Below are 26,776 nucleotides of genomic sequence, written 5' to 3'. Positions count from 1 at the left end.
ATTCCATGCCCGCCTATCGTTCCCGTACCACGACCCACGGCCGCAACATGGCCGGTGCGCGCGGCCTGTGGCGCGCCACCGGCATGAAGGATGGAGACTTCGGCAAGCCGATCATTGCCGTGGTCAATTCCTTCACGCAGTTCGTGCCGGGGCATGTCCACCTCAAGGATCTCGGCCAGCTGGTGGCGCGCGAGATCGAGGCAGCGGGCGGCGTGGCCAAGGAATTCAACACCATCGCGGTGGATGACGGCATCGCCATGGGCCATGACGGCATGCTCTATTCGCTGCCGTCCCGCGAGCTCATCGCCGACAGCGTGGAATACATGGTCAACGCGCACTGCGCCGACGCCATGGTCTGTATCTCCAATTGCGACAAGATCACTCCCGGCATGCTGATGGCATCGCTGCGCCTCAACATCCCGACCGTGTTCGTCTCCGGCGGCCCGATGGAGGCCGGCAAGGTGGTGCTCGGCGGCAAGACCAAGGCGCTCGACCTCGTCGACGCCATGGTGGCCGCCGCCGACGACCGCGTGTCGGAAGAGGACGTGCAGGCGATCGAGCGCTCGGCGTGCCCCACCTGCGGCTCCTGCTCGGGCATGTTCACCGCCAATTCGATGAACTGCCTCACCGAGGCGCTCGGCCTCGCCCTCCCCGGCAACGGCTCGACGCTGGCGACTCATGCCGACCGCAAGCGCCTCTTCGTCGAGGCCGGCCACACCGTCGTCGACCTCGCCCGCCGCTATTACGAGCAGGACGATTCCAGCGTGCTGCCGCGCTCCATCGCCAGCTTCGCGGCCTTCGAGAACGCGATGACGCTCGACATCGCCATGGGCGGCTCGACCAACACGGTGCTGCACCTGCTCGCCGCCGCGCATGAGGGCGAGGTGCCCTTCACCATGGCCGACATCGACCGGCTGTCGCGCCGCGTGCCGGTGCTGTGCAAGGTCGCTCCCGCCGTGCCGGATGTGCATGTCGAGGACGTCCACCATGCCGGCGGCATCATGGGCATCCTCGGCGAGCTCGACCGCGCCGGCCTGCTCGATACCTCCGTCGGCAGCATCCATGCGCCCTCGCTCGCCGTGGCGCTGGAGCACTGGGATGTGAAGCGCAACGCCAGCGAGGCGGTGCACGAATTCTACCGCGCCGCGCCCGGCGGCGTGCCGACCCAGGTCGCCTTCAGCCAGTCCGCCCGCTACGACGATGTCGACCTCGACCGGCAGAAGGGCGTCATCCGCGACTACGAGCACGCCTTCTCCAAGGATGGTGGCCTCGCCGTGCTCTACGGCAACCTCGCCGAGGACGGCTGCATCGTGAAGACGGCAGGCGTGGACGAGTCCATCCTCAAGTTCACCGGCACCGCCACCGTGTTCGAGAGCCAGGACGACGCCGTCTCCGGCATCCTCGGCAACCGGGTGAAGCCGGGCCAGATCGTGCTCATCCGCTATGAGGGGCCGCGCGGTGGGCCGGGCATGCAGGAGATGCTCTATCCGACGAGCTACCTGAAGTCGAAGGGGCTGGGCAAAGCCTGCGCGCTTATCACCGACGGGCGCTTCTCTGGCGGCTCCTCGGGCCTGTCCATCGGCCATGTCTCGCCGGAAGCCGCCGAGGGCGGCACCATCGGGCTGGTGCGCGAGGGCGATGTGATCGAGATCGACATCCCCAACCGCCGCATCCATCTCGCGGTGGACGACGCCGAGCTCGCGGCCCGTCGCGAGGAGCAGGAGGCGAAGGGCTGGAAGCCTGCCGCCCCGCGCAAGCGCAACGTCACCACCGCGCTCAAGGCCTATGCCGCGCTCGCCACCAGCGCCGCTAAGGGCGCGGTCCGGCAGGTGCCGTGACACCGTGACGTCCAACGGGCGGGGCCGCGTGCCTCGCCCATCCGTCGGCTGAACCGACCCGACACTGAAGGAGGCGAAGATGGCCGACGACAATGATGCCTATGTCTATGACGAAGCTACCGGCGAATGGCGCCCGGCCTCTGAGATGCTGGCGGCGCAGGCCGGCACGGTCGAGGTCCGCGATGCCTCCGGCAACCCGCTGGCGGACGGCGATTCCGTCGTCCTCATCAAGGACCTGAAGGTGAAGGGCGCCGGCCAGACGCTCAAGCAGGGCACCGTCATCAAGACGATCCGCCTCACCGACAACCCGGACGAGATCGACTGCCGCTACGAAGGCATCAAGGGCCTCGTCCTGCGCACGGAGTTCGTGCGCAAGCGCTGAGGCGAACTGCGCACGGCGCGGACCTCCATCCCGCCGTCATCCCCGGGCTCGCCCCGGGGATCTACGACTTCTTCAACACCCAAAGACGTGGATGGCCGGGTCAAGCCCGGCCATGACGATGCTTGAAGCCGCCGGGCCGCTCCCGGTTGCGAACAAAACGCGAAACGTGCTCACTGGCCTCCCGTCCGGTCGCCAGAGATTCGCCTTCCGATGCAGCCCGCCGCCTATCTCGACAAGCTGAACCCGCAGCAGCGGCGGGCGGTCGAGCACGGCGTCAGCGGCCCCGGCGACATCGCCGGCGGGCCGCTACTCGTGATCGCCGGCGCGGGATCGGGCAAGACCAGCACCCTCGCCCACCGCGTCGCCCATCTCATCGTCAACGGCGCCGACCCGCGCCGCATCCTGCTGCTCACCTTCTCACGCCGCGCGGCAGCGGAAATGACCCGCCGCGTCGAGCGCATCGCCCGGCAGGTGCTCGGCACCGATGCGCAGGCGCTGATCGAGGGGCTGAACTGGGCCGGCACGTTCCACGGCATCGGCGCGCGCCTGCTGCGCGACCATGCCGCGCAGATCGGCCTCGATCCGAGCTTCACCATTCACGACCGCGAGGACAGCGCCGACCTCGTCAATCTCATCCGCCACGAGCTCGGTTTCTCGAAGACGGAGAAGCGTTTCCCGGCCAAGGGCACGCTCATCGCCATCTATTCGCGGGCGGTGAACGCCGAGCAGCCGCTGGAAGAGGTGATCGGGCGCGCCTTTCCGTGGTGCGCCGGCTGGAACGCCGAGCTGAAGGCGCTGTTCTCCGCCTATGTCGAGGCCAAGCAGCGCCAGAACGTGCTCGATTACGACGACCTGCTGCTCTACTGGGCGCAGATGATGAGCGAGCCGGCCCTCGCCGCCGCCGTCTCCGGCCGCTTCGATCATGTGCTGATCGACGAATATCAGGACACCAACAAGCTCCAGGCCTCCATCCTCACCGGACTGAAGCCGGACGGGCGCGGCCTGACGGTTGTCGGCGACGACGCGCAGTCGATCTATTCCTTTCGTGCCGCGACCGTGCGCAACATCCTCGATTTTCCCGGGCATTTCTCGCCCCGCGCCGACACCATCATGCTGGAGCAGAACTACCGTTCCACCCAGCCCATCCTCGCCGCCGCCAACGCGGTGATCGACTTCGCCAGCGAGCGCTACGCCAAGAACCTGTGGTCGGATCGCGCATCCGGCGAGCGGCCCCTTCTCGTCAATGTGCGCGACGAGATCGAGCAGGCGAACTTCGTCGCCACCCGCGTGCTGGAGAACCGCGAGGAAGGCATCGCGCTGAAATCACAGGCCGTGCTGTTCCGCGCCGCCCATCACAGCGGGCCGCTCGAGGTGGAGCTGACCCGGCGCAACATTCCCTTCGTGAAGTTCGGCGGGCTGAAGTTCCTCGATTCCGCGCATGTGAAGGACGTGCTCGCCGTCCTGCGCTTTTCCGAAAACCCGCGCGATCGCGTGGCCGGCTTCCGTGTGCTGCGCCTGCTCTCCGGCCTGGGCCCAGCCACGGCCGGACGCATCCTCGATCAGGTGAACGAGGTCGGCGCGCTGCTGCCGGCGCTTGAAGCCGCCACCCCGCCGCCCCGCACCGCCGAGGAATGGCCGCCCTTCCTTGCCATGCTGGCGGAGCTGAACACGAAGTCCGCCGGCTGGCCGGGGGAGATGGACGTCGTGCGGCAATGGTACGAGCCGCATCTTGACCGCCTCCACGAGGACGCCGCGAGCCGGCAGGCCGATCTCGTCCAGCTCGCTCAGATCGCCGGCGGCTACGCCTCGCGCGAGCGTTTCCTCACCGAGCTGACCCTCGATCCGCCGGACGCCACCAGCGCCGAGGCCGGCCCGCCGCATCTCGACGAGGACTATCTCATCCTCTCCACCATCCATTCCGCCAAGGGGCAGGAATGGAAGTCGGTCTTCGTCCTGAACGCGGTGGATGGCTGCATTCCCATCGACCTCGGCGTCGGCACGCGCGAGGAGATCGAGGAGGAACGGCGGCTACTCTATGTCGCCATGACGCGCGCCAAGGACAGCCTGCACCTCATGCTGCCGCAGCGCTTCTTCACCCACGGGCAGGCGGCGCGGGGAGACCGGCACGTCTACGCCGCGCGCACCCGCTTCATCCCGCCCACCATCCTCAACCGCTTCGCCGCGACGAGCTGGCCGCCCGCCCAGCCCGTCGCGCCCGGCGTGCAGGCGGCGGAAACCGCGCGGATCGACATCGGCGCCCGCATGCGCGCCATGTGGAAATAGGAAGGGAGAGCGGCGGAAGGCCTGTCAGCGGATGCGCACGCCCGGACCGTGCTCGCCGGGCGGAAGCAGCATCACACCGGCTTCCTGCAGCGTGCGGATGAGCAGCGATTCCGTGCCGCGATGCAGCACGTGGCGGTGCCGCTCGAAGTCGCGGATGGTGCTTCTGGAAACGCCGGCGCGGACAGCCAGATGCTCCTGCGTCCAGTCGAGCAGCCCGCGTGCGGCGCGGCATTGTTCGGGCGCCAATTCCATCGTTTCTGCCTTGCGTGAAGACACCCAAATCAACCATAATGGGCGAAATCACGCAAGACACCGAGGTTTCGCCCACAGGGAGGCCCCCGCTACCTATGTCCGATGGCACGCTTCTCCTCGTCGCGCTGGTCCTGCCCTTCCTGGGCAGCCTGCTCGCGGGGTTCCTGCCGACCCATGCGCGCAACGCCGCGGCGGTTCTGGCCGGAAGTGTGTCGCTGGTCGGCGTCGCCATCATCGTATGGCTCTACGCTGCGGTAGCCGATGACGGTCCGGTGCGGCTCTGGCTCGCCTGGCTGCCCATGCTGGGGCTGGATTTCACCCTGCGGCTGGACGGCCTCGCCTGGCTGTTCGCCATCCTCATCTTCGGCATCGGCGCGCTGGTGGTGCTCTATGCGCGCTACTACATGTCGCCCGAAGATCCGGTGCCGCGCTTCTTCTCCTTCCTGCTCGCCTTCATGGGCTCGATGGTCGGGGTCGTGGTGTCCGGCAACATGGTGCAGCTCGTCTTCTTCTGGGAGCTGACCAGCCTCTTCTCCTTCCTGCTCATCGGCTACTGGCACCACACGACGGCGGCCCGCGACGGCGCGCGCATGGCGCTCATCGTCACGGCCAGCGGCGGTCTGTGCCTGCTGGTCGGCGTGCTGCTGCTCGGCCGCATCGTCGGCAGCTACGATGTCGACCAGATCCTCGCCTCGGGCGACCTGCTGCGCGACAGCAGCCTCTATGTACCGGCGCTGGTGCTGATCCTGCTCGGCGCCTTCACCAAGAGCGCGCAGTTCCCGTTCCATTTCTGGCTGCCGCACGCCATGGCGGCGCCGACGCCGGTCTCCGCCTATCTGCACTCCGCCACCATGGTGAAGGCGGGCATCTTCCTGCTCATGCGGCTCTGGCCGGTGATGGCGGGTACGGACGCGTGGTTCTACATCGTCGTGCCGGCCGGGCTCATCACGCTTCTGCTCGGCGCTTTCGCCGCCATCTTCCAGCAGGACCTCAAGGGCCTGCTCGCCTATTCCACCATCAGCCATCTCGGGCTTATCACGCTGCTGCTCGGCCTCGGCAGCCCGCTGGCGGCAGTAGCGGCGATCTTCCACACGCTGAACCACGCCATCTTCAAGGCGTCGCTGTTCATGGCGGCCGGCATCATCGACCACGAGACCGGCACGCGCGACCTGCGCAAATTGAGCGGTCTCTATCGCTACATGCCCTTCACCGCCACGCTCGCCATGGTGGCCGCCGCGGCGATGGCGGGTGTACCGCTGCTCAACGGCTTCATCTCCAAGGAGATGTTCTTCGCCGAGGCGGTGGCCGACCACACCGGATCGCTGCTCGACGACAGCCTGCCCTATTGGGCGACGCTCGCGGGCGTGTTCAGCGTCACCTATTCGCTGCGCTTCATCCTCGGCGTGTTCTTCGGCCCGCCGCCGGTCGGCCTTCCGCACCGGCCGCACGAGCCGGCGCACTGGATGCGCTTTCCCATCGAGCTCCTGGTGCTGATCTGCCTGCTGATCGGCATCGTGCCGGGGCTGACGGTCGGCCCGGTCCTCGCCACCGCCGTTCAGGGACTGCTCAACGCCACGGCCCCCTATTACAGCCTCGCGCTCTGGCACGGCTTCACCCTGCCGCTGCTGATGAGCTTCATCGCGCTGGCGGGCGGCGTCGTGCTTTACGCGGCGCTGCGCCGCTATCTCGACAGCGGCATCGAGGGACCGCCGGTACTGCGCGAGCTCAAGGGCCAGCGCATCTTCGAGAAGGTTCTGGTTACGCTCTCCTGGCAGTGGGCGCGCGCGGCGGAAGCCGCGCTCGGAACACGGCGCCTGCAGCCGCAGATGCGCATCGTGGTGGGTCTGGCGGTGGTGGCCGCGCTTGCCCCCTTCCTTGCGGGAGGGGCGGTGGGCACCGGCACCCTGCCGGGAACGCCCGTCGCCCCCGCCTTCGCCCTGCTCTGGGCGGTCGGCATCGCCTGCGCGCTGAGCGCCGCCTATCAGGCCAAGTACCACCGCTTCGCGGCGCTGGTGCTGGTCGGCGGCTCGGGTCTCGTGACCGTCATCACCTTCATCTGGCTTTCCGCGCCGGATCTCGCCGTCACCCAGCTCCTGGTCGAGATCGTCACCACGGTGCTGCTGCTGCTCGGCCTGCGCTGGCTGCCCAAGCGCATCGAGAACGTCTACCCGAACCGCCCGCCGCTGAAGGTGCTGATCCGCCGCTACGCGGATTTCACCATTGCCTGTTCGCTCGGCGGCCTGATGGCCTTCCTGTCCTACTGCCTGATGACCCGCCCGCTGCCGGAAAGCGTGTCGCGCTTCTTCGTCGAGCGTGCCTATTCGGAAGGCGGCGGCCGCAACATCGTCAACGTCATCCTGGTCGACTTCCGCGGCTTCGACACGATGGGCGAAATCGTCGTGCTCTGCCTCGCCGCGCTCACCGTCTTCGCCCTGCTGCGCCGCTTCCGCCCGGCGCCGGAAAGCATCGAGAGCCCCGAACAGCAGCGCATCCAGAATGCCTATGACGAGGCCGCACCGGATCGCCGGCCCGGCGACACCGCCACCGACGACATGCTCATCCCGCGCCTCATCATGCACTGGCTCTTCCCGGTCATCGCGGTGCTGGCGGTCTACCTGTTCATGCGCGGCCACGACCTGCCGGGCGGCGGTTTCGCCGCCGGCATCACGCTCTCCATCGCCTTCGTGGTGCAGTACATGGCGAGCGGCACGCGGTGGGTGGAAGACCATCTGCGCGTGCTGCCGCTGCGCTGGATGGGCCTCGGCCTGCTCACCTCTGCGGCGACGGGCGTCGGCTCCTGGTGGTTCGGCTACCCCTTCCTCACCTCGCATTTCCAGTATGTGGAGCTGCCCTTCATCGGGAAGATGCCGACCGCTTCCGCGCTGCTGTTCGACCTCGGCGTCTTCCTGCTGGTCGTCGGCGCCACGGTGCTGATCCTCATCGCCCTCGCCCACCAGTCGCTGCGCAGCAGCCGGGCCGCCCAGGCGGCGGAAGGGGGCGAATGATGGAAATGATCCTGTCCATCGGCATCGGCGTCTTCGCCGCCTCCGGCGTGTGGCTCATCCTGCGCCCGCGCACCTATCAGGTGATCATCGGCCTGTCGCTGATCTCCTATGCGGTGAACCTGTTCATCTTCAGCATGGGCCGGGTGCGCATCGACGCGCCGCCGATCCTGCAGCCGGACGTGCCGGGCGACCCGGCCGCCCTCGCCGATCCCATCCCGCAGGCGCTCGTGCTCACCGCCATCGTCATCGGCTTCGCCATGACGGCGCTGTTCCTCGTCGTGCTGCTCGCCGCGCGCGGGCGCACCGGCACCGACCATGTCGACGGACGGGAGCCGGAATGACGATGCCCGCCGTCGAGCACCTCGCCATCCTGCCCATCCTGCTGCCGCTGGCGGTGGGCGCCTTCATGCTGCTGTTCGACGAGCGCCGACGTCTGTTCAAGATGTCGCTGAGCCTGGCCACGGTGCTCGCCCTGCTCGCCGTCGCGATCACCCTGTTCGTCATGGTGAACACGCCGAGCGACGAGCGCTGGTCGACGATGTTCGTCTACCCGCTCGGCAACTGGCCCCCGCCCTTCGGCATCGTCCTGGTGGTCGATCGGCTCGCCGCGCTGATGCTGCTGCTCACCGCCGTGCTGGGCAGCGCGACGCTGCTTTTCGCCATGGCGCGCTGGCACAATGCGGGACCGCGCTTCTACACGCTGTTCCTGCTGCTGCTCATGGGGCTTAACGGCGCCTTCCTCACCGGCGACCTGTTCAACCTCTTCGTCTTCTTCGAGATCCTGCTCGCCGCCTCCTACGGGCTGGTGCTGCATGGCTCGGGCACCGCCCGTGTGCGGGCGGGCCTGCATTACATCCCGATCAATCTCATCGCCTCCTCGCTCTTCCTTATCGGCGTAAGCCTGATCTACGGCGTCACCGGCACCCTCAACATGGCCGATCTCAGCCGTGTGGTACCAACGCTGGCGCCCCAGTCGCGGGTCTTGATGGAGGCGGGCGCGGCCGTGCTCGGCATTGCCTTCCTCGTGAAGGCCGGCATGTGGCCGCTCAGCTTCTGGCTGCCGACCACCTATGCCGCCGCCTGCGCGCCGGTCGCGGCCATGTTCGCCATCATGACCAAGGTCGGCATCTACGTGATCATGCGCCTGTTCCTGCTGTGCTTCGGCGACGAGGCGGGCGCATCGGAGGATTTCGGGGGCCTCTGGCTCTATTATGGCGGCATGGCCACCATCGCCTTCGGCGGCATCGGCGTGCTCGCTTCCCAGTCGATGCAACGCCTTGGCGGCTATGCGGTGCTCGTGTCGTCCGGCACGCTGCTGGCGGCCATCGGCACCGGCAACAGCGCGGTGATTTCCGGCGCCCTCTATTATCTGGCGACCTCCACTTTGGCGATCAGCGCCTATTTCCTGCTGGTCGAGCTGATCGAACGCGGCCAGGCCGCCGGCGCCGACGTGCTGGCCGTGACGCTGGAGATCTTCGGCGATCCCGAGGAGGACATCGCGGACGAGGACGAGGAGGTCGGCGTCGCCATCCCGGCCACCATCGCAGTGCTGGGCGGCGCCTTCGTCGCCTGCACGGCACTGCTCGCCGGCCTGCCGCCGCTGTCGGGCTTCATCGCCAAGTTCGCCATGCTCTCGGCCGTGATGAACGAGGCCGGCGATATCGACGCAGCGCATTGGGCCTTCGTCGCGCTGGTGGTGGCCTCCGGCCTCGCCACGCTGATTGCCATGACGCGCAACGGCATCCGCACGCTGTGGATGCCGGCGGAGAACGAGATCCCCCGTGTGCGGGCCATCGAGGCGATCCCCATCGGAGCCCTGCTCTTCCTGTGCGCCACCATGACGGTGATGGGCGGACCGACGATGCGCTACATGGAATCGACGGCGCAGATCCTTTACTGGCCGAGCGAATATGCCCGCGAGGTGCTTGGCACCAAGCCGGCCGGTGCCGCGCCCGCCGGGCAGCCCGCCACGGGAGGCGCGCCATGACCGCCCTCAAGCGCGTCCTGCCCTACCCCCTGCTCTTCCTCGCCCTGCTGGCGATGTGGCTGCTGTTGATGCAGAGCCTGTCGCCCGGCCAGATTCTGCTCGGCACCATCGTCGCCTTCGGCGGCTGCTGGCTGATGGTGGCGCTCGACCCGCCGCCGACCGGGCTGCGCCGGCCGGTGGCGGCGATGCGCCTTGCCGGACGGGTCTTCGTCGACGTGTTCCGCTCGAACGTCGCGGTCGGCAGCATCATCCTCGGCAGCGACGAGCGGCGCACCCATGCCGGCTTCATGAGCCTGCGGCTCGATCTTACGAACCGCTACGGCCTTGCTATCCTCGCCATTGTGATGACCTGCACCCCGGGCACCCAGTGGGTGCATTACGATCCGGCAAGCCGTGTCCTGATGCTGCACGTGCTCGACCTCGTCGACGAGAAGCAGTGGGCGCGCATCATCAAACAGCGCTACGAGTCCCTGCTGATGGAGATCTTCGAATGAGCCCGATGATCCTCGGCTGGTCGATCACGGCGGCGCAGGTGCTGCTGGCCTTCGCCATGGCGTTCGCGGCGCTGCGCTTCATCCGCGGCCCGCGTGCCCAGGACCGCATCATCGGCCTCGACACCTTCTATGTGAACGCCATGCTGATGCTGCTCACGCTCGGCATCCGCAGCGGCACGACTCTCTATTTCGAGGCAGCGCTGATCATCGGCCTGCTCGGCTTCGTGGGCACGGTGGCCCTCGCCAAGTTCCTCATGCGCGGCGAGGTGATCGAATGAGCGAGGCACCCGACCTGCCGCTCTGGGCGGCGCTGCTGGTCTCCTTCTTCATCGTCGTCGGGGCGCTCGTCACGCTCATCGGCTCCATCGGCTTGTGGCGGCTGCCGGATTTCTACGCGCGCCTGCACGCGCCCTCGCTCGGCGCCACGCTCGGCACCGGGTCGATCCTCATCGGCTCGATGATCTGCTTTTCCGTGCTGCAGAGCCGGCCGCTGGTGCACGAAGTGCTCATAGCCCTCTTCGTCACCATCACCACGCCGGTGACGCTGATGCTGCTCGCCCGCGCCTCGGTCTATCGCGACCGGATCGAGGGAAACCCCGGCCCGCCCGAGCAGGACCCCGAGCCGACCGAGCTCTGAATGGCGGCGGCAACCGCGCCTTCAGCAGCCTGACCGCCTCAGTGGCACGGATCATCATCGGCCAACGGCTCATCCCGCACGGTTCCGCTCGCGCGCGCCTCAGGCGTGGAACAAGCGGCGGTACAGGGTCGAACGGTTGATGCCGAGCTTGCGCGCCGCCTGAGAGACATTGCCCCCGCAGGCATCGAGCGCGCGCCGCATCGCTTCCACGGTCAGCGCATCCAGCGTCGCCTCCGCCGGTACGGACAGGGCCGGCGCGGCGACGATGTCGGGCGGCAGCATCGCCTCCTCCACCGGCAGGAAGGGCTCAGCCAGCGCCGCCAGCGCCCGGAGCGTGCCGGCCAGCTGGCGAAAATTGCCCGGCCAGCCATAGGCGGCAAGGCGCGCCTCGCATCCTTCCGCCAGCGTCAGCCGCTCGTCATCGACGAGACGGCGCCATAGCGCGCGCACGATGCCGCCCCGATCTTCCATGGCACGCAGCGGCGGCAGTTCCACCGTGTAATGGGCGATGCGGAAATACAGATCCTGGCGGAAGCTGCCGGCCTCCACCAGCGCCCGCAAGTCACGATGGGTGGCACAGACGAGCGCGAAATCGACCTTCACCGGCTTGCCGCCGCCAAGCGGGGCGACTTCCCGCTCCTGCAGCACCCGCAGCAGGCGGGACTGCAGCGACAGAGGCATGTCGCCGATCTCGTCAAGGAACAGGACGCCACCATCGGCCTCGCGCAGTAGGCCCCGCCGGCCGGAACGCCGCGCCCCGGTGAAGGCCCCCTCCTCATAGCCGAACAGCTCGGACTCGATCAGCGTCTCGGGAATCGCCGCGCAGTTCACGGCGACGAAAGGCCCCTCGGCGCGCGCGCTCAGCCGATGCACCTCCCGCGCCGCCAGCTCCTTCCCGGTGCCGGTTTCGCCGCGGATCAGCACCGGAACGTCCGCCGCCACCATGCGCACCGCGCGGGCCAGCGCCTCGCGTTCGGCCGCCCCGAGCAGAGGCCCCTCCACGCGCCGGAGCGGACGCGGCGCCGGGACGACGGTCTGCCGTATCGCCGGTCCCGCGTCGAACCGCGCATAGAGTGCGCTGCCGTCCGCCCCGCGCAGCGCATGCGCCTCGCCATCCGGGCGCGGCAGATGATCCAGCAGTTCTCCCGCCTGCCTCTCGCCGAGCGCCGACCAGTCGGCGCCGACGAGGCCGAGGCCGGTGCGGTTCGCCGCCACCAACCGGTCGTCCTCGAACACCAGCACGCCCTCGCGCGCCGTGCCGAGCAGCGCCCGGTCGGACTGGAGGCGCAGGATGCGGCGCCCGGCGAAATCCTCGTCGAAGAAGCGGTGCTCGATCTGCGCCACCGCCATGCGCACCAGCCCCAGGGCGTGCCGATGGTCCACCGCCGCCGGACCGGACAGGTCGAGCGCGCCCACCGTCTGGCCGTAGGGGTCGAGGATCGGCGCCGCCGAACAGCTCAATATGCCGTGCGGGTCGTAATAGTGTTCGCCGCCGTGAACGGCGATGGGCCGTCCCTCCACCAGCGCCGTGCCGACCGCGTTGGTGCCGGTCGAACTCTCCCCCCACAACACGCCGGGGCGCAGCGCCACCTGCGCTGCCCGCGCGGCGAAATCGGCGTTGCCGAGCGCGTCGAGGATCAGCCCCTCCGCATCCGTGAGCACAACCACGCAGCCGGTCTGCATGGCGTCGGCATAAAGGCTCTCGATCTCCGGGCGGCACAGCCGGCGCAGCCTCTCGTGCCGCTCGGCGATGGCGCGGAGCTCGTGCGCGGTCAAGGGCTCCAGACGCGGCAGGGCGGCGCTGTCGAGCCCCTGATCGGCGCAACGCTGCCAGGAGCGCAGGATCGGTTCCGATACCAGCGCGTTCAGCGGCCGCTCGGGCCGGCCGTGCTGGAAGAACTGCTTGCGCGCCGCGAGTACGGCGCGAGGCGAGACCTCGTAGCGCATGCGATCCTCCCGGAGTGTTGCAAAATGCCACACATGTCGCAGGTCTTGTTGTTCTTTCCGACAGTTTCTACCAAGTTTTCCGGCCGCGTCCATCGGCTTCATCTTCAAGCCGCCGCGAGTACAGGGGCAATCCAAACAATTTCAATATTTTCCCGTGCCGCAACGACGATTTTGTGCATTGCCGCATAAGCATGGCACGCCCGGTGCAATCTTGAGACTCCCAGCCTGGGAGGATCATATGAACAAACCAGAAATCGCCATCACCAAGCAGTCGCCGTTCAAGGCCCGTTACGGGAACTTCATCGGCGGCAAGTTCGTCGAGCCGGTCGCCGGCCGCTATTTCGACAACACCTCGCCGATCACCGGTGGGAAGATCTGCGAGGTCGCCCGCTCCGACAAGGACGACATCGAGAAGGCGCTCGACGCCGCCCATGCCGCCAAGGACGCCTGGGGCAAGACCTCGGCCGCCGAGCGCGCGCTGATCCTCAACAAGATCGCCGACCGCATGGAGGAGAACCTCGACCTCCTCGCCCTGGCCGAGACCTGGGACAACGGCAAGCCGATCCGCGAGACGACGGCCGCCGACATGCCGCTCGCCATCGACCATTTCCGCTATTTCGCCGGCGCCGTACGTGCGCAGGAAGGCGGCATCAGCGAGATCGACCACGACACCATCGCCTATCACTTCCATGAGCCTCTGGGCGTGGTCGGCCAGATCATCCCGTGGAACTTCCCCGTCCTGATGGCGGTGTGGAAGCTGGCCCCGGCGCTCGCCGCCGGCAACTGCGTGGTGCTGAAGCCGGCGGAACAGACCCCCGCGAGCATCCTCGTGCTGGTCGAGCTCATCGCCGACCTGCTGCCGCCGGGCGTGCTCAACGTCGTCAACGGCTTCGGCCTCGAAGCGGGCAAGCCGCTCGCCTCCTCGCCGCGCATCGCCAAGATCGCCTTCACCGGCGAGACGACGACGGGCCGGCTGATCATGCAGTACGCCAGCCAGAACCTCATCCCCGTCACGCTGGAGCTGGGCGGCAAGTCGCCGAACATCTTCTTCAAGGACGTGGTGGCCGAGGACGACGACTTCTTCGACAAGGCGATCGAAGGTTTCGTCATGTTCGCGCTCAACCAGGGCGAGGTCTGCACCTGCCCGAGCCGCGCCCTGATCCAGGAGAGCATCTATGATCGCTTCATGGAAAAGGCGCTGAAGCGCGTCGAGGCCATCGTGCAGGGCTCGCCGCTCGACCCGGCGACGATGATCGGCGCCCAGGCCTCCTCCGAGCAGCTCGACAAGATCCTGTCCTACATCGACATCGGCAAGCAGGAGGGCGCCCAGGTGCTCACCGGCGGCGAGCGCAACACTTTCGGCGGCGACCTTGCCGGCGGCTACTACGTGAAGCCGACCGTGTTCAAGGGCACCAACAAGATGCGCATCTTCCAGGAGGAGATCTTCGGGCCGGTCGTGTCCGTGACCACCTTCAAGGATGATGACGACGCGCTCTCCATCGCCAACGACACGCTCTACGGCCTCGGCGCCGGCGTGTGGACCCGCGACGGCAACCGCGCCTACCGCTTCGGCCGCGCCATCCAGGCGGGCCGCGTGTGGACGAACTGCTACCACGCATATCCCGCCCACGCGGCCTTCGGCGGCTACAAGCAGTCCGGCATCGGCCGCGAGAACCACAAGATGATGCTCGACCACTACCAGCAGACCAAGAACATGCTGGTCAGCTACAGCCCGAAGAAGCTCGGCTTCTTCTGAGCCGCCGACATCGCGATGTGACACGATACCCGGCGGGACGGACCAGCCTCCGTCCCGCCGTTTTCATGTTCGGCCGACGCATCCGGCGTCGGCGAAGCGGAGGTGAGAGGACACATGACCAAGACCATGAAGGCCGCTGTGGTGCGTGAATTCGGCAAGCCCCTCGTCATCGAGGAGGTGCCGGTCCCCGAGCCCGGCCCGGGCGAGATCCAGGTCCGGATCCAGGCTTCCGGCGTCTGCCACACCGACCTGCACGCCGCCGAGGGCGACTGGCCGGTGAAGCCGAACCCGCCCTTCATCCCCGGTCACGAGGGCGTTGGCTACGTCTCCGGCGTCGGCCGTGGCGTCAAGCATGTAAAGGAAGGCGACCGCGTCGGCGTGCCGTGGCTCTACACCGCCTGCGGCCACTGCGCTCACTGCCTCGGCGGCTGGGAGACGCTGTGCGAGGAGCAGAAGAACACCGGCTACTCGGTCAATGGCGGCTTTGCCGACTACGTCATCGCCGATCCCAACTATGTCGGGCACCTGCCCGCCAATGTCGGCTTCGTCGAGATCGCCCCGGTGCTGTGCGCCGGCGTCACGGTCTACAAGGGCCTGAAGATGACCGACACCAAGCCCGGCGACTGGGTGGTGATCTCCGGCGTCGGCGGGCTCGGCCACATGGCGGTGCAGTACGCCAGGGCCATGGGCCTCAACGTGGCGGCGGTCGACGTCGCCGAGGACAAGCTCGACCTCGCCCGCAAGCTCGGCGCCAGCATCACCGTCAATGTGCGCGAGCAGGATCCGGTCGCGGTGCTGAAGAAGGAAATCGGCGGCGCCCATGGAGTGCTCGTCACCGCCGTCTCGCCCAAGGCCTTCGAGCAGGCGCTCGGCATGATGCGCCGTGGCGGCACGCTGGTGGCGAACGGGCTGCCGCCCGGCGCCTTCGAGCTGCCGATCTTCGACATGGTGCTGAACGGCACCACGGTGCGCGGCTCCATCGTCGGCACGCGGCTGGACCTGCAGGAGTCGCTCGACTTCGCTGCCGACGGCAAGGTTCAGGCTACCGTCGAGCGGGGCAAGCTCGAAGACATCAACGACATCTTCGCGCGCATGCATGCCGGCAAGATCGACGGCCGCATCGTGCTCGACATCGCCGCCTGACCGGCGGAACGAAAGCGTGCCGCGCCTTCCGGCCTTGATCACCGGGACGGCGCGGCACATCTTCGCAAGCACAAGGCCGCATCAGAACGGCCCAACCGCCATATGCCGAAACGCCGGGATACCCGGCGGCGCGGCGCCTCCCGGGAGGACCCCATGACCGACGTCATCACGGCCGATCCCCACGCTGCCATCGGCACCGTTCCCCGTGTTCTCGCGACCGACGCGGCGCTGAAGCTGATCGCCACGCTCACCGCCGATTACGGCCCGCTGCTGTTCCATCAGTCCGGCGGCTGCTGCGACGGCTCCTCGCCCATGTGCTACCCGCAGGGCGACTACATCGTCGGCGATCGAGACGTGCGGATGGGCGAGATCGGCGGCGCGCCGTTCTACATGAGCCCGTCGCAGTTCGATTACTGGAAGCACACCCAGCTGATCATCGATGTCGTGCCAGGACGCGGCGGCATGTTCAGCCTCGAGAACGGGCGCGACGTGCGGTTTCTCACCCGCTCTCGTCTCTTCACCGATGACGAGCTCGATCGGCTCGTCCCGACCGGCGAGGGCCCGGCGGACTGAGCGTCAAAACGGAAACCGTCACCCGCGGTCAGGCGGATGGCGGTCTATCGTTCATCGATGGGTCCCGTCGGCGACGGGCACATGTCACTGGCAGAGCAGAATGTCCTGCTCGCGCACGAGCCGGTAGCTGTCGGACAGCTTGGCCACGAAGCGCACATCACCGCTGCTGTTGAAGCAATAGTCGACGAAGCGCCCGTCGCCCCAGCTGATGCGCACCGCCCTGGGGTTGTAGCAGAGGTTCTGCAGTTCGAGCCGGCCAGCCGAGGCGCCGATCTCCACAATGCAGGTGCGGTCGACTGCCCCCTGCAGATCGCTGCCTGCCCAGCGCGGCTGCGCAACGGCCAGGCTGCCCAGCAAAACAGTCCCCGCCAGGAGGCCAGCACACCCCACCAGAACACGTTTCCGAATCGTCATCTTCATTCCCCCGTCTGACGCGGATTGGCGGGGGAATTTAGACTCCGTTACCCATAAAGCAAGAAATTTGAAATTTTTTCATATCTTTTTGATGTCACTTTCAAAATATTATTATCTTGTCATGAATTGCGCGCGCCTCAGCCCCGGTGCTGGTTTCCGGATATGGGCGCGACGCGCGCCACGACATGACGAAGGGTGGCGTGATCCACGGACCACGCCACCCTTCGCTCACGTGAGGTTCTATGAAGGGCTGGGCTATTTCGAGGTGAGCGCCGTCACCGCCAGCGCGGTCGCAGCCGCGCGGTTCTCCACGCCGATCTTGGCGTAGACCTGCTCCAGATGCTTGTTCACCGTGCGCGGTGAGAGGCCGAGGATCTCGCCGATGTCGCGGTTCGCCTTGCCCCGTGCCAGCCACATCAGGACCTCCGCCTCACGCACGGTAAGGTTGAGCTTGGCTTTCAGCACCTGCTCGGGCGACAGCCCCTCGTCCTCGACGATGCGCAGCAGCAGTTCCTCGGGGCCAATCTGGCCGACATAGGAGAGCTTGAGCCGGCGCGGCGTGCCCTCCACCGGGAGCTCGATGGTATCCGGCGCCGAGACGGCCTCGCCCTTGCGCCCCTCCAGCCAGCGCTGCACAGGCTCCGGCAGCACCAGGCTGTCGCCAGGCGGCGAGACGGTGATCGAGGTCAGCAGCGCCGTCGCCTGCGGCGTCGACCACAACACCTTCCCCTCGCGCGTCGCGGAGAGCAGGTAGCGGCCCGCCGCGTCGAGCGCCGCCCGGGCACTGTGGGTCTGGCGCGCATTGGCGAGATGCACCCGGATGCGGGCGATCAGCTCGTCCGGCGAGATCGGCTTCGTCACATAGTCGACGCCGCCCGCCTCCAGCCCCTTCACGATCTGTTCGGTCTCCGACAGGCCGGTCATGAAGATCACCGGCACATGGGCGACCGACTTGTTGCGCTTCAGCAGGCGGCAGGTCTCGAAGCCGTCCATGCCGGGCATGACCGCGTCCATCAGGATCACGTCCGGGGTGATGCGCTCGACGAGAGCGAGGGCGTTGGCCCCCTCCACCGCGACCAGTACCGTGGCGCCGGCCGCCTCCAGCGCATCGGTGAGGAGACTGAGGGTCTCCGGCGAATCGTCCACCACGAGGACGATGTCTCGGCGCTCCACGCTATGCATCATTGCTGCGCAACGCCTCCAGGACAGCCATGTATTGTTTCAGGTCGAAGGTTTCCATCAGGTCGCGCATGTGCGAGACGAACGCCTTGTTGTCGGGCGAGGCGCCCTCGATCTCGGTCAGCTTGGCCTGGATTCCGCGCACATAGCCGATCTCGCCGAGCTTCACGAGATCGTCGATATGGACGCCCGAGGGCGCGCGCAGGGCACCCGCCGGCACCGCCTCCTCCACCGCCCGCGCCACGAGTTCCGCCTCGCCGACCCATTCGAGATCGAGCAGCGCCGCCATCTTCTCCAGCAGCGTGCGCAGATGCACCGGCTTCACCAGATGATCGTCATGCTGGGCAAGCCCGTCGCCGTGGATTTCCCCGGCATTGGCGGAGATCATGATGATGCGCAACTTGGCGAAACCCTCGTCGCGCAACTGTCGCGCTACCTCCCAGCCACTAAGCCCCGGCATCGAAATGTCGAGCAGCAAAAGATCGGGGGTCCATTCGCGGACCATGTCGAGCGCCTGTATCCCATCGGTAGCGGCGAGCACGGTGAAACCGAGCGGAACGAGCAGTTCGTGCATCAGGTCGCGATGGGCGGCGTCGTCGTCGGCGACCAGCACGGTGCGGCGCGGGCCGGTGTAGCCGGCGATGTTGCGGTGCTGGATCGGGCCGAGGCGGGAGGGGTTGGTCACCTCCGACAGCATCATCTTCACGCGGAAGATGCTCCCCTCGCCAGGCGTTGAGGACAGAGAGATTTCCCCGCCCATGATCTCGGTGAGCAGCTTGGTGATGGTCAACCCGAGACCGATGCCGGCGGTCGAATAGGTGCCCGCCCGCTCACCCCGTTCGAAGGGCTCGAAGATGCGCTTGTGGTCCGCCGCCGGAATGCCGATGCCGCTGTCTTCGATCTCGAATTCGGCCACCTGGCTCTTGTAGCCAACGCGTAGCGCTACCCGTCCGCTACTGGTGAACTTGATCGCATTGGATAGCAGGTTGATGAGGATCTGCCGCAGGCGCTTTTCGTCGGTATAGACCACCGCCGGCAGCCGCTCGGGCCGCACATAGACGAAGTCGATGCCCTTGGCGGTCGCCTGAAGGCGGAACATGTCGACGAGCTGGTCGAGGAAGTCGCCGATGCGCACCTCGTCGCGGGTGAGGTGCAGGCGCCCGGCCTCGATCTTGGAGATGTCCAGCAGCCCGTCGATGAGGCCGGACAAGTGTTCGGCGGAGCGGCGGACCACCCGGATGGCGTCGCGGCGGTGGGGCGGGATGGAAGTGTCGCGCTCCAGTAGCTGGGCGTAGCCGAGGATAGCGTTGAGTGGCGTGCGCAGCTCGTGGCTGATGCCGACGACGTAGCGGCTCTTGGCGAGGTTCGCCGCCTCGGCCGCCTCCTTCGCCTTCTGCAGCTTGGCGTCGGTGCGCTTGTGCGCCTCGATCTCGCGCATCAGCAGCGCGGTCTGACGGTTGCTCTCCTCCTGCGCGACGCGCCGGCTCTCCTGCGCCAGCACGAACAGCCAGGCGGCAACGCCGGCGATGATGAGCAGGATGAAGTAGAGCGTGAACAGCACGCTGCCGACCGCCTCGCGCTCGGCCGCCGGTGCGAAGGTCGCCTGGAAATAGATGACGCCCAATATGCCGCCGATCACCAGCGCCAGCAGCGAGAGCACGCCGATGTAATGGCCGATGCGCGAATTGATCTGCGCCACCATCCAGGTCGGCAGGGTGGCGCGCAGGGCCGCCAGTATCTGGTCGGGAAAGCGCGCATCCTCCTTGCAGCGGTCATGGCAGCGCGCGTCGAGCGAGCAGCACAGCGAGCAGATCGGCCCGGCATAGACCGGACAATGCGCCATGTCCTCCGGCTCGAACTTGTGTTCGCAGATGCAGCACTTGAGCGTGTGGCGGCTGTCCCAGTTCTTGTTGGTGCGCCGGGCGATGTAGTAGCGGCCCTGCGTGGCGAAGGCGATGCCCGCCGCCGCCACGAAGGACACGCCCAGCGCCACGAAGGGCGCGAACACCTTCACCGTCGGCCCGAAGAAGCCGGAGAAAGCGATGACGCCGATCAGCGTGCCCGCCAGCACCGCGCCGACGCCCACCGGGTTGATGTCGTAGAGATGCGCCCGCTTGAACTCGATTCCCGGCGGGCTCCAGCCCATCGGCTTGTTGACCACGAGGTCCGCCACCAGCGCCGCCACCCAGGCGACCGCGACGATGGCGTAGAGGCCGAGTATCTGCTCCAGCACCTTGTAGATGCCGAGCGCCATCAGCATCAGCGCGATGGTGACGTTGAACACCAGCCAGACCACCCGGCCGGGGTGGCTGTGGGTGAGCCGGGAGAAGAAGTTCGACCAGGCGATCGAGCCCGCATAGGAGTTCGTCACGTTGATCTTGAGCTGGGCGAGGATGACGAAGACGCCGGTGAAGGCCAGCGCCACCTCCGGCGTGAAGACCGTCTTGAACGCCAGCAGGTACATCTGGGTCGGCTCGGCCGCGTGCAGGAAAGGCACGCCCTGCGTGAGCGCGAAATAGGCGAGGAAGGAGCCGGCCAGCATCTTGATGCCGCCGGGGATGATCCAGCCCGGCCCGGCGCTCAGCAGCGCCACCCACCACAGCATATTGCGCGCCGTCTCGCTGCGCCCCGGCGCGCGGCGCGGCAGGAAGCGCAGGAAGTCCACCTGCTCGCCGATCTGCGCCACCAGCGCGAAGACCACCGTGGTGGCGGCCCCGAACAGCACGAAGTCGAAGGAGCCGTCCGGCGCGCCGTAGCGGCCGGTATAGGACACCCAGCCGGCGAGCGGATCGTCCTTGAGCGCGAAGATGAAGACGAAGGGGATGAGGTTCAGCAGCAGCCAGACCGGCTGGGTCCAGAGCTGGAAGCGGCTGATGAAGGTGATGCCGTGCGTCACCAGCGGGATCACCACCAGCGCGCTGATGAAATAGCCGACCATCAGCGGCACGCCGAAGCACATCTCCAGCGCCAGCGCCATGATCGCCGCCTCGATGGCGAAGAACAGATAGGTGAAGGAGGCGTAGATCAGCGAGGTGACAGTGGAGCCGATATAACCGAAGCCGGCGCCCCGGGTCAGCAGGTCGATATCGACGCCGAACTTGGCGGCGTAATAGCTGATCGGCAGGCCGGCGGCGAAGATGATGGCGCACACGACGAGAATCGCCGCCACCGCGTTCTGGAAGCCGTAGGCCAGCGTGATGGCCCCGCCGATGGCCTCCAGCGCCAGGAAGGACACCGCCCCCAGCGCGGTATTGGCCACCCGCAGCGCCGACCAGCGGCGCGCGCTCTTGGCCGTGAAGCGCAGCGCATAGTCTTCCAGCGTCTCGTTGACGACCCACTGGTTGTAACGGCGTCGAACGCGAACGATCTTTTGTTCCGCCGCCATAGGGTTCCGCCTCGCCGAGCCGACGCCTGACATGCTTTCGCGCTTACCCTCCCGGGGCACTTTCTGGTTTTCGTTGCACCAACGGCCCCGCCCCCGCGGCGCCTCGGCGTGCATCAAGCACAAATCGTTCCAGTCAAGTCGACCGCGCACCGAACGGGCCAAACGACACGAAACGATTCTTGTATAAGTTCGGGCGTTTGCGTGCCGACGATGAAAAAATGCCCAGATGAGCGCAATTCAGGCAGCGGACGTCCATCGGTAACACCGGCATACCAAAGTAATTATTTTCCGCGCGCGCGCGAAAACATACGTGGGAAGCGCGCACACGCGCCTCCCATCCTACGACGTCACTGTGTAGGAGCGCCCCCGAAACCCCTATACGTCAATCGACGTATTGCTGCATCGCGTCATCGCCGACCACGATCCTGACAATGCAAGCACATCGCTAAGCTTGTTGAGGCCACGTCAAACCCGTGGAGGGGATCGCATGTCTTCGAATAACGATAATTCTCATAAGTTTTCCAGCACGCGCCGCAAGCTTCTGATGGGAATGGCGGCGCTTCCGGCGGCGCCTCTTCTGGCATCTTCCGGCCTGTTTTCCTCGCCCGCCTTCGCCCAGGCGCTCGCGACGTCGGCCGTGAACACCACCGGCCTCGCTGTCACCGACACGGACGTCACGGTCGGCATCCTGCATTCCGTCACCGGCACCATGGCGATTTCGGAAACCGGCTCGGTGCAGGCCGAGAAGCTCGCCATCGACCAGATCAACAAGTCGGGTGGCGTACTCGGCCGTCAGATCAAGTACATTCAGGAAGACGGCGCGTCCGACTGGCCGACCTTCGCCGAAAAGGCCAAGAAGCTGCTCGTCAACGACAAGGTCGCTGCCGTGTTCGGCTGCTGGACCTCGGCCTCGCGCAAGGCGGTTCTGCCGGTGTTCGAGCAGTATAACGGCATTCTCTATTACCCGACCTTCTATGAGGGCCTCGAACAGTCCAAGAACGTCATCTACACCGGCCAGGAAGCAACCCAGCAGATCCTCGCCGGTCTCGACTGGGTCAACAAGGAGAAGGGCGCCAAGAGCTTCTATCTGATCGGCTCGGACTACATCTGGCCGCGCACCTCGATGAAGATCGCGCGCAAGCACATCGAAAACAAGCTGGGTGGCAAGGTCGTGGGCGAGGAATACTTCCCGCTCGGCCACACCCAGTTCAACTCGGTGATCAACAAGATCAAGCTGACCAAGCCGGACGTGATCTACGCCGCGGTCGTCGGCGGCTCGAACGTCGCGTTCTACAAGCAGTTGAAGGCCGCCGGCATCGACCTCTCCAAGCAGAACCTGCTGACCATATCGGTGACCGAGGACGAGATCGACGGCATCGGCGGCGAGAACATCGCTGGCGCCTACTCCTCGATGAAGTACTTCCAGTCTCTCGACAACCCGAACAACAAGGAATTCGTCGCCGAATTCAAGAAGATGTGGGGCGACAAGACGGTGATCGGCGACGTCACCCAGGCTGCCTATCTCGGCCCCTGGCTGTGGAAAGCCGCGGTGGAGAAGGCCAAGTCCTTCGACGTGGACAAGGTTGCCGAAGCATCGGTGGATGTCGAGTTCGCCAAGGCGCCGGAAGGTTACGTCAAGATCCACCCGAACCATCACCTGTGGTCCAAGGCCCGTATCGGCCAGGCCCAGGCCGACGGCCAGTTCAAGCTGGTTCACGAGACCGCCGACCTCATCGAGCCCGATCCGTTCCCGAAGGGCTACCAGTGATCGCCTGAAGCTCCCACCCGGAGAGGGTTCGCCCTCTCCGGGGCTCTTTCCGTTGACGGAGACCGCGCCGCACGCGCGCACGCCGGGGGATTCCTGAATGTTTGCCGAATATTCGCTGAGCGAACTCAGCTCCATCTTCCTGATGCAAGGCTTCGCCGGCCTTATCCTGTTTTCGGTCTTCGTGCTCATGGCGCTGGGTCTGGCCATCATCTTCGGCCAGATGGGCGTCATCAACATGGCGCACGGCGAGTTCATGATCCTCGGCGCCTATGTCACCTATTTCACATCTCAGTTCTTTCTGAATTATATTCCCGCCCTGTTCGGCATCTACTTCTTCATCGCGATGATATTGGCCTTCTTCGCCTCCGGCGCGCTCGGAATGGCGGTGGAATGGCTGATGATCCGGCGCCTCTACAAGCGCCCGCTCGACACTCTGCTCGCCACCTGGGGCCTCAGCCTCATTCTCCAGCAGGTCTATCGCTCCGTTTTCGGCCCCCGCGAGGTCGGCGTCGAGCTGCCGGGCTGGATGATGGGATCGCTGCCCGTCACCGACGTGGTCGAGGTGCAGATCAACGGCCTGTTCGTCATGGGCCTCACCATCGCCATCACCGTCGCCGTGGCCCTGCTGATGTACAAGTCGGCCTGGGGCAAGCAGGTCCGCGCCGTGGTGCAGAACCGCGTCATGGCCGGCGCCGTCGGCATCAATACCGAGAAGGTGGACCGCTACACCTTCGGCCTCGGCTGCGGCATCGCCGGCGTCGCCGGCTCGGCCTTCACCATGATCGGATCGACCGGCCCGACCTCCGGCCAGCTCTACATCGTCGACACCTTCCTGGTCGTCGTCTTCGGCGGCGCGCAGAGCCTGCTCGGCACCATCGCCTCCGCCTTCACCATCTCGCAGGCCCAGTCGACCCTGGAGTTCTTCCTCTCCGGCTCGATGGCCAAGGTCCTCACGCTGCTCGGCGTGGTCATCATCCTGATGCTGCGGCCCCAGGGCCTGTTCGTCATCAAGGTCCGTCGCTGAGGAGGCGCACATGAGCAAATCATCCGGCCGCACCTTCTTCCTGCGACCTCAGGACATCATCGGCATCATCGTCCTGGCCTTCGTCCTCGTCGTCGTCCTGCCGCTGGCGCTGGACAATTTCCGCCTGCAGTTCGTCGGCAAGTACCTCACCTACGCCTTCGTGGCGCTCGGCCTCGTGCTGTGCTGGGGCTATGCCGGCATTCTCTCGCTCGGCCAGGGCGTGTTCTTCGGGCTCGGCGGCTACTGCATGGCGATGTTCCTCAAGCTGGAAGCCTCCAGCGTCGAGAACACCAAGATCCAGACCACGCCGGGCATTCCGGACTTCATGGACTGGAACCAGATCACCGCGCTGCCCTGGTTCTGGGAGCCGTTCCACAATCTCGGCTTCACCGCCCTCGCGGTGATCCTGGTGCCGGCCCTCTTCGCCTTCATCGTCGGCTTCGCCATGTTCAAGCGGCGCGTGGGCGGCGTGTACTTCGCCATCATCACCCAGGCGCTCGCCGCGATCATGACCATCCTGATCATCGGTCAGCAAGGCTATACCGGCGGCATCAACGGCATCACCGACCTGCGCACGCTGAACGGCTGGGACATCCGCACCGACAGCGCCAAGACGGTCCTCTACTTCGTGTGCGTCGGCCTGCTGCTGGCCTGCATCCTCGTCGCCTATTTCGTGAAGTCCTCGAAGCTCGGCCGCATCCTCGTCGCCATGCGCGACAAGGAGGACCGGGTGCGCTTCTCCGGCTACGACGTCGCCAGCTTCAAGGTGTTCGTGTTCTGCCTGGCCGCGTCGCTCTCGGCCATCGGCGGGGCGATGTTCACGCTGCAGGTCGGCTTCATGTCGCCCTCCTTCGTCGGCATCGTGCCCTCCATCGAGATGGTCATCTACACCGCCGTCGGCGGGCGCCTGTCCATCCTCGGAGCCGTCTACGGCACGCTGCTGGTGAACTGGGCCAAGACCTCCTTCTCGGAGAGCTTCCCGGAACTCTGGCTGTTCGGCCTCGGCGGCCTGTTCATCGCCGTGGTGCTGGCCTTCCCGAACGGCATCGCCGGCCTGTGGCAGACCTACGTCGCCCCGCATCTCGGCCCGCTGTTCGGCGGCGCCGCCAAGCGCACGGCGACGCCTCCCGCCGCCACGCCGCCGGCCGCCACTCCGCCCACTCCGACGCCTCCCGCCGCGCCGCCCTCCGGGACGGCCGCCCCCGCCGCCGCCGAGTGAGAGGAGCCGGTGCCATGAACACCTCTGTCATCACCGATGCCATGAACAAGGACTTCGTCCTGGCGGTGGAAGGGCTGACCGTCTCCTTCGACGGCTTCAAGGCGGTCAACGACCTGTCCTTCTATGTCGACGAGAACGAGATCCGCGTGATCATCGGCCCCAACGGCGCCGGCAAGACGACGGTGCTCGATCTCATCTGCGGCCGCACCAAGGCGACCACCGGCTCGATCCGCTTCAAGGACCGCGAGCTGACGAAGATGAAGGAGCACGAGATCGTGCGCGCCGGCGTCGGGCGCAAGTTCCAGAACCCGTCGATCTACGAGGACCTGACCGTCTTCGAGAACCTGGAAATCTCCTACCCCAAGGGCCGCTCGGTGCCGGGCGCCCTCACCTTTCGCCGCGACGCCGCGGTGAAGGAGCGGGTGCAGGAGATCGCCGAGACCATCTTCCTCGCCGACCAGCTCGACCAGCGCGCCGAATATCTCTCGCACGGCCAGAAGCAGTGGCTGGAGATCGGCATGCTGCTCATCCAGGACCCGGAACTCCTCATGCTCGACGAGCCCGTCGCCGGCATGAGCGTGTCCGAGCGCAAGAAGACCGCCGAACTGCTCAACACCATCATCAAGAACCGCTCGGTGATCGTGATCGAGCACGACATGAAGTTCGTCGAGGACATCGCCCACAAGGTCACGGTGCTGCACCAGGGCAAGATCCTGTCGGAAGGCTCGATGGCCAAGGTCCAGGCGGACCCCAAGGTCATCGAAGTCTATCTCGGCCATTGAGGAGGCGAGGATGCTGAACGTTTCGAACCTCCACGTCTCCTACGGCGAGAGCGAAGTGCTGCACGGGCTGAACTTCAACGTCGCGCCCAACGAGATCATCGCCATCATGGGCCGCAACGGCATGGGCAAGACCACGCTCATGAAGTCGCTCATGGGCATCGTGCCGACCAAGAGCGGCTCGGTCTCTGTCGGCCCGACCGACATCACCCGGCTCAAGAGCTATGAGCGCGTCGCCAACGGCGTCGCCTATGTGCCGCAGGGCCGCATGATCTTCTCCACCATGACGGTGCAGGAGAACATCGAGACCGGCCTCATCCCGCGCGGCGAGAGCAAGGTGCCGCCGGACATCTACGAGCTGTTTCCGGTGCTGCTGGAGATGAAGGGCCGGCGCGGCGGCAACCTCTCCGGCGGCCAGCAGCAGCAGCTCGCCATCGCCCGCGCCCTCGCCACCGCGCCCAAGGTGCTGCTGCTCGACGAACCGACCGAAGGCATTCAGCCCTCGATCATCCGCGAGATGGCGCGCACGCTGAAGCGCATCCGCGACGAGCGCGGCCTGTCCATCGTGGTCTCCGAGCAGGTGCTCTCTTTCGCCCTCGACATCGCCGACCGCGTGCTCGTCATCGAGAACGGCGAGATCGTGCACGAGAACCAGCGCGCCGACGTCGACGAGGCGAAGGTCGCCCGGTTCCTGTCCGTCTGAGACCCGGG

General features: G+C 66.6%; 22 protein-coding genes. 17 read left to right on the top strand and 5 right to left on the bottom strand.

The window, feature by feature from the left end; genetic code table 11:
- Window positions 1-5 precede the first annotated feature (5 nt).
- The 3 genes from ilvD (at window position 6) to FO470_RS07430 (ending at window position 4,503) form a co-directional block, all read left to right on the top strand.
- A complete protein-coding gene (gene ilvD / locus FO470_RS07440; protein WP_144342317.1) occupies window positions 6-1,838 on the top strand; it encodes a dihydroxy-acid dehydratase in 1,833 nt (610 codons plus the stop codon).
- A 79-nt stretch (window positions 1,839-1,917) separates the two neighbouring features.
- A complete protein-coding gene (locus FO470_RS07435) occupies window positions 1,918-2,220 on the top strand; it encodes an alkylphosphonate utilization protein (protein ID WP_144342316.1) in 303 nt (100 codons plus the stop codon).
- Window positions 2,221-2,430: 210 nt separating this feature from the next.
- Window positions 2,431-4,503 carry an ATP-dependent helicase gene (locus FO470_RS07430; RefSeq protein ID WP_144342315.1) on the top strand — a complete coding sequence of 691 codons (2,073 nt, stop codon included), beginning with the start codon at window positions 2,431-2,433 and terminating at the stop codon, window positions 4,501-4,503.
- A 24-nt stretch (window positions 4,504-4,527) separates the two neighbouring features.
- Here the strand turns inward: FO470_RS07430 and FO470_RS07425 are convergent, their stop codons facing one another.
- Complete coding sequence (locus tag FO470_RS07425) at window positions 4,528-4,755, bottom strand: helix-turn-helix domain-containing protein (protein ID WP_144342314.1); 228 nt, start codon at window positions 4,753-4,755, stop codon at window positions 4,528-4,530.
- A gap of 95 nt (window positions 4,756-4,850) precedes the next feature.
- Here FO470_RS07425 and FO470_RS07420 point away from each other — a divergent pair, with 95 nt between their 5' ends.
- From FO470_RS07420 to mnhG, 6 genes are read left to right on the top strand one after another with little or no spacing between them, the layout of a single operon-like run.
- Window positions 4,851-7,760 (top strand): monovalent cation/H+ antiporter subunit A, encoded by a 2,910-nt coding sequence (locus tag FO470_RS07420; RefSeq protein WP_144342313.1) that lies wholly within the window; start codon window positions 4,851-4,853, stop codon window positions 7,758-7,760.
- Window positions 7,760-8,101, top strand: a complete 342-nt coding sequence (locus FO470_RS07415) for a Na+/H+ antiporter subunit C (RefSeq protein WP_144342806.1) — start codon at window positions 7,760-7,762, stop codon at window positions 8,099-8,101. The genes FO470_RS07420 and FO470_RS07415 overlap by 1 nt, the downstream gene beginning before the upstream one ends.
- A 2-nt stretch (window positions 8,102-8,103) precedes the next feature.
- The gene (locus FO470_RS07410) at window positions 8,104-9,747 is read left to right on the top strand and encodes a monovalent cation/H+ antiporter subunit D (RefSeq protein WP_418655048.1); all 1,644 of its coding nucleotides are present in this window, start codon (window positions 8,104-8,106) and stop codon (window positions 9,745-9,747) included.
- Complete coding sequence (locus FO470_RS07405; protein WP_144342311.1) at window positions 9,744-10,241, top strand: Na+/H+ antiporter subunit E; 498 nt, start codon at window positions 9,744-9,746, stop codon at window positions 10,239-10,241. The genes FO470_RS07410 and FO470_RS07405 overlap by 4 nt, the downstream gene beginning before the upstream one ends.
- The gene (locus FO470_RS07400; protein WP_144342310.1) at window positions 10,238-10,519 is read left to right on the top strand and encodes a K+/H+ antiporter subunit F; all 282 of its coding nucleotides are present in this window, start codon (window positions 10,238-10,240) and stop codon (window positions 10,517-10,519) included. The genes FO470_RS07405 and FO470_RS07400 overlap by 4 nt, the downstream gene beginning before the upstream one ends.
- The gene (gene mnhG, locus FO470_RS07395; protein ID WP_144342309.1) at window positions 10,516-10,878 is read left to right on the top strand and encodes a monovalent cation/H(+) antiporter subunit G; all 363 of its coding nucleotides are present in this window, start codon (window positions 10,516-10,518) and stop codon (window positions 10,876-10,878) included. Before FO470_RS07400 ends, mnhG begins: the two co-directional genes overlap by 4 nt.
- Window positions 10,879-10,977: 99 nt before the next feature.
- Here the strand turns inward: mnhG and FO470_RS07390 are convergent, their stop codons facing one another.
- Window positions 10,978-12,825 (bottom strand): sigma-54-dependent Fis family transcriptional regulator, encoded by a 1,848-nt coding sequence (locus FO470_RS07390; RefSeq protein WP_144342308.1) that lies wholly within the window; start codon window positions 12,823-12,825, stop codon window positions 10,978-10,980.
- Between the two features lie 238 nt (window positions 12,826-13,063).
- On the opposite strand from FO470_RS07390, the gene adh reads away from it, so the two are divergent.
- The 3 genes from adh to FO470_RS07375 all read left to right on the top strand — a co-directional run bounded on the left by adh (window position 13,064) and on the right by FO470_RS07375 (window position 16,297).
- Window positions 13,064-14,581: an aldehyde dehydrogenase gene (gene adh, locus FO470_RS07385; protein WP_144342307.1), complete on the top strand. Its 1,518-nt coding sequence runs from the start codon at window positions 13,064-13,066 to the stop codon at window positions 14,579-14,581.
- 114 nt (window positions 14,582-14,695) lie between these two features.
- Window positions 14,696-15,724, top strand: a complete 1,029-nt coding sequence (adhP, locus tag FO470_RS07380) for an alcohol dehydrogenase AdhP (RefSeq protein WP_144342306.1) — start codon at window positions 14,696-14,698, stop codon at window positions 15,722-15,724.
- Window positions 15,725-15,877: 153 nt separating this feature from the next.
- Window positions 15,878-16,297 carry a DUF779 domain-containing protein gene (locus FO470_RS07375; protein ID WP_144342305.1) on the top strand — a complete coding sequence of 140 codons (420 nt, stop codon included), beginning with the start codon at window positions 15,878-15,880 and terminating at the stop codon, window positions 16,295-16,297.
- Window positions 16,298-16,381: 84 nt separating this feature from the next.
- Here the strand turns inward: FO470_RS07375 and FO470_RS07370 are convergent, their stop codons facing one another.
- From FO470_RS07370 to FO470_RS07360, 3 genes are all read right to left on the bottom strand, one after another.
- Window positions 16,382-16,717: a hypothetical protein gene (locus FO470_RS07370; RefSeq protein ID WP_144342304.1), complete on the bottom strand. Its 336-nt coding sequence runs from the start codon at window positions 16,715-16,717 to the stop codon at window positions 16,382-16,384.
- Window positions 16,718-16,966: 249 nt separating this feature from the next.
- Window positions 16,967-17,896, bottom strand: a complete 930-nt coding sequence (locus FO470_RS07365) for a response regulator transcription factor (protein ID WP_144342303.1) — start codon at window positions 17,894-17,896, stop codon at window positions 16,967-16,969.
- Entirely contained in the window at window positions 17,886-21,275 is a 3,390-nt protein-coding gene (locus FO470_RS07360; RefSeq protein WP_144342302.1) for a hybrid sensor histidine kinase/response regulator, read from the bottom strand. The genes FO470_RS07365 and FO470_RS07360 overlap by 11 nt, the downstream gene beginning before the upstream one ends.
- 487 nt (window positions 21,276-21,762) lie before the next feature.
- Between FO470_RS07360 and urtA the strand changes: the two genes are divergently transcribed.
- The 5 genes from urtA (at window position 21,763) to urtE (ending at window position 26,768) form a co-directional block, all read left to right on the top strand.
- The gene (urtA, locus tag FO470_RS07355; RefSeq protein ID WP_144342301.1) at window positions 21,763-23,043 is read left to right on the top strand and encodes an urea ABC transporter substrate-binding protein; all 1,281 of its coding nucleotides are present in this window, start codon (window positions 21,763-21,765) and stop codon (window positions 23,041-23,043) included.
- A gap of 97 nt (window positions 23,044-23,140) precedes the next feature.
- Window positions 23,141-24,067, top strand: coding sequence for an urea ABC transporter permease subunit UrtB (gene urtB / locus FO470_RS07350; protein WP_144342300.1), 927 nt, complete (start codon window positions 23,141-23,143; stop codon window positions 24,065-24,067).
- A gap of 10 nt (window positions 24,068-24,077) precedes the next feature.
- Window positions 24,078-25,286, top strand: coding sequence for an urea ABC transporter permease subunit UrtC (gene urtC / locus FO470_RS07345; RefSeq protein ID WP_144342299.1), 1,209 nt, complete (start codon window positions 24,078-24,080; stop codon window positions 25,284-25,286).
- 14 nt (window positions 25,287-25,300) lie between these two features.
- A complete protein-coding gene (urtD, locus tag FO470_RS07340; protein ID WP_144342298.1) occupies window positions 25,301-26,068 on the top strand; it encodes an urea ABC transporter ATP-binding protein UrtD in 768 nt (255 codons plus the stop codon).
- 10 nt (window positions 26,069-26,078) lie between these two features.
- Complete coding sequence (urtE, locus tag FO470_RS07335) at window positions 26,079-26,768, top strand: urea ABC transporter ATP-binding subunit UrtE (protein ID WP_144342297.1); 690 nt, start codon at window positions 26,079-26,081, stop codon at window positions 26,766-26,768.
- Window positions 26,769-26,776 lie beyond the last annotated feature (8 nt).

The sequence above is a fragment of the Ancylobacter moscoviensis genome, from assembly GCF_007559435.1.
In the GTDB taxonomy this organism is placed as follows: domain Bacteria; phylum Pseudomonadota; class Alphaproteobacteria; order Rhizobiales; family Xanthobacteraceae; genus Ancylobacter; species Ancylobacter moscoviensis.
The sequence above is the reverse complement of the archived record's forward strand: the minus strand, read 5'-3'. Positions and strand labels throughout refer to the sequence as shown.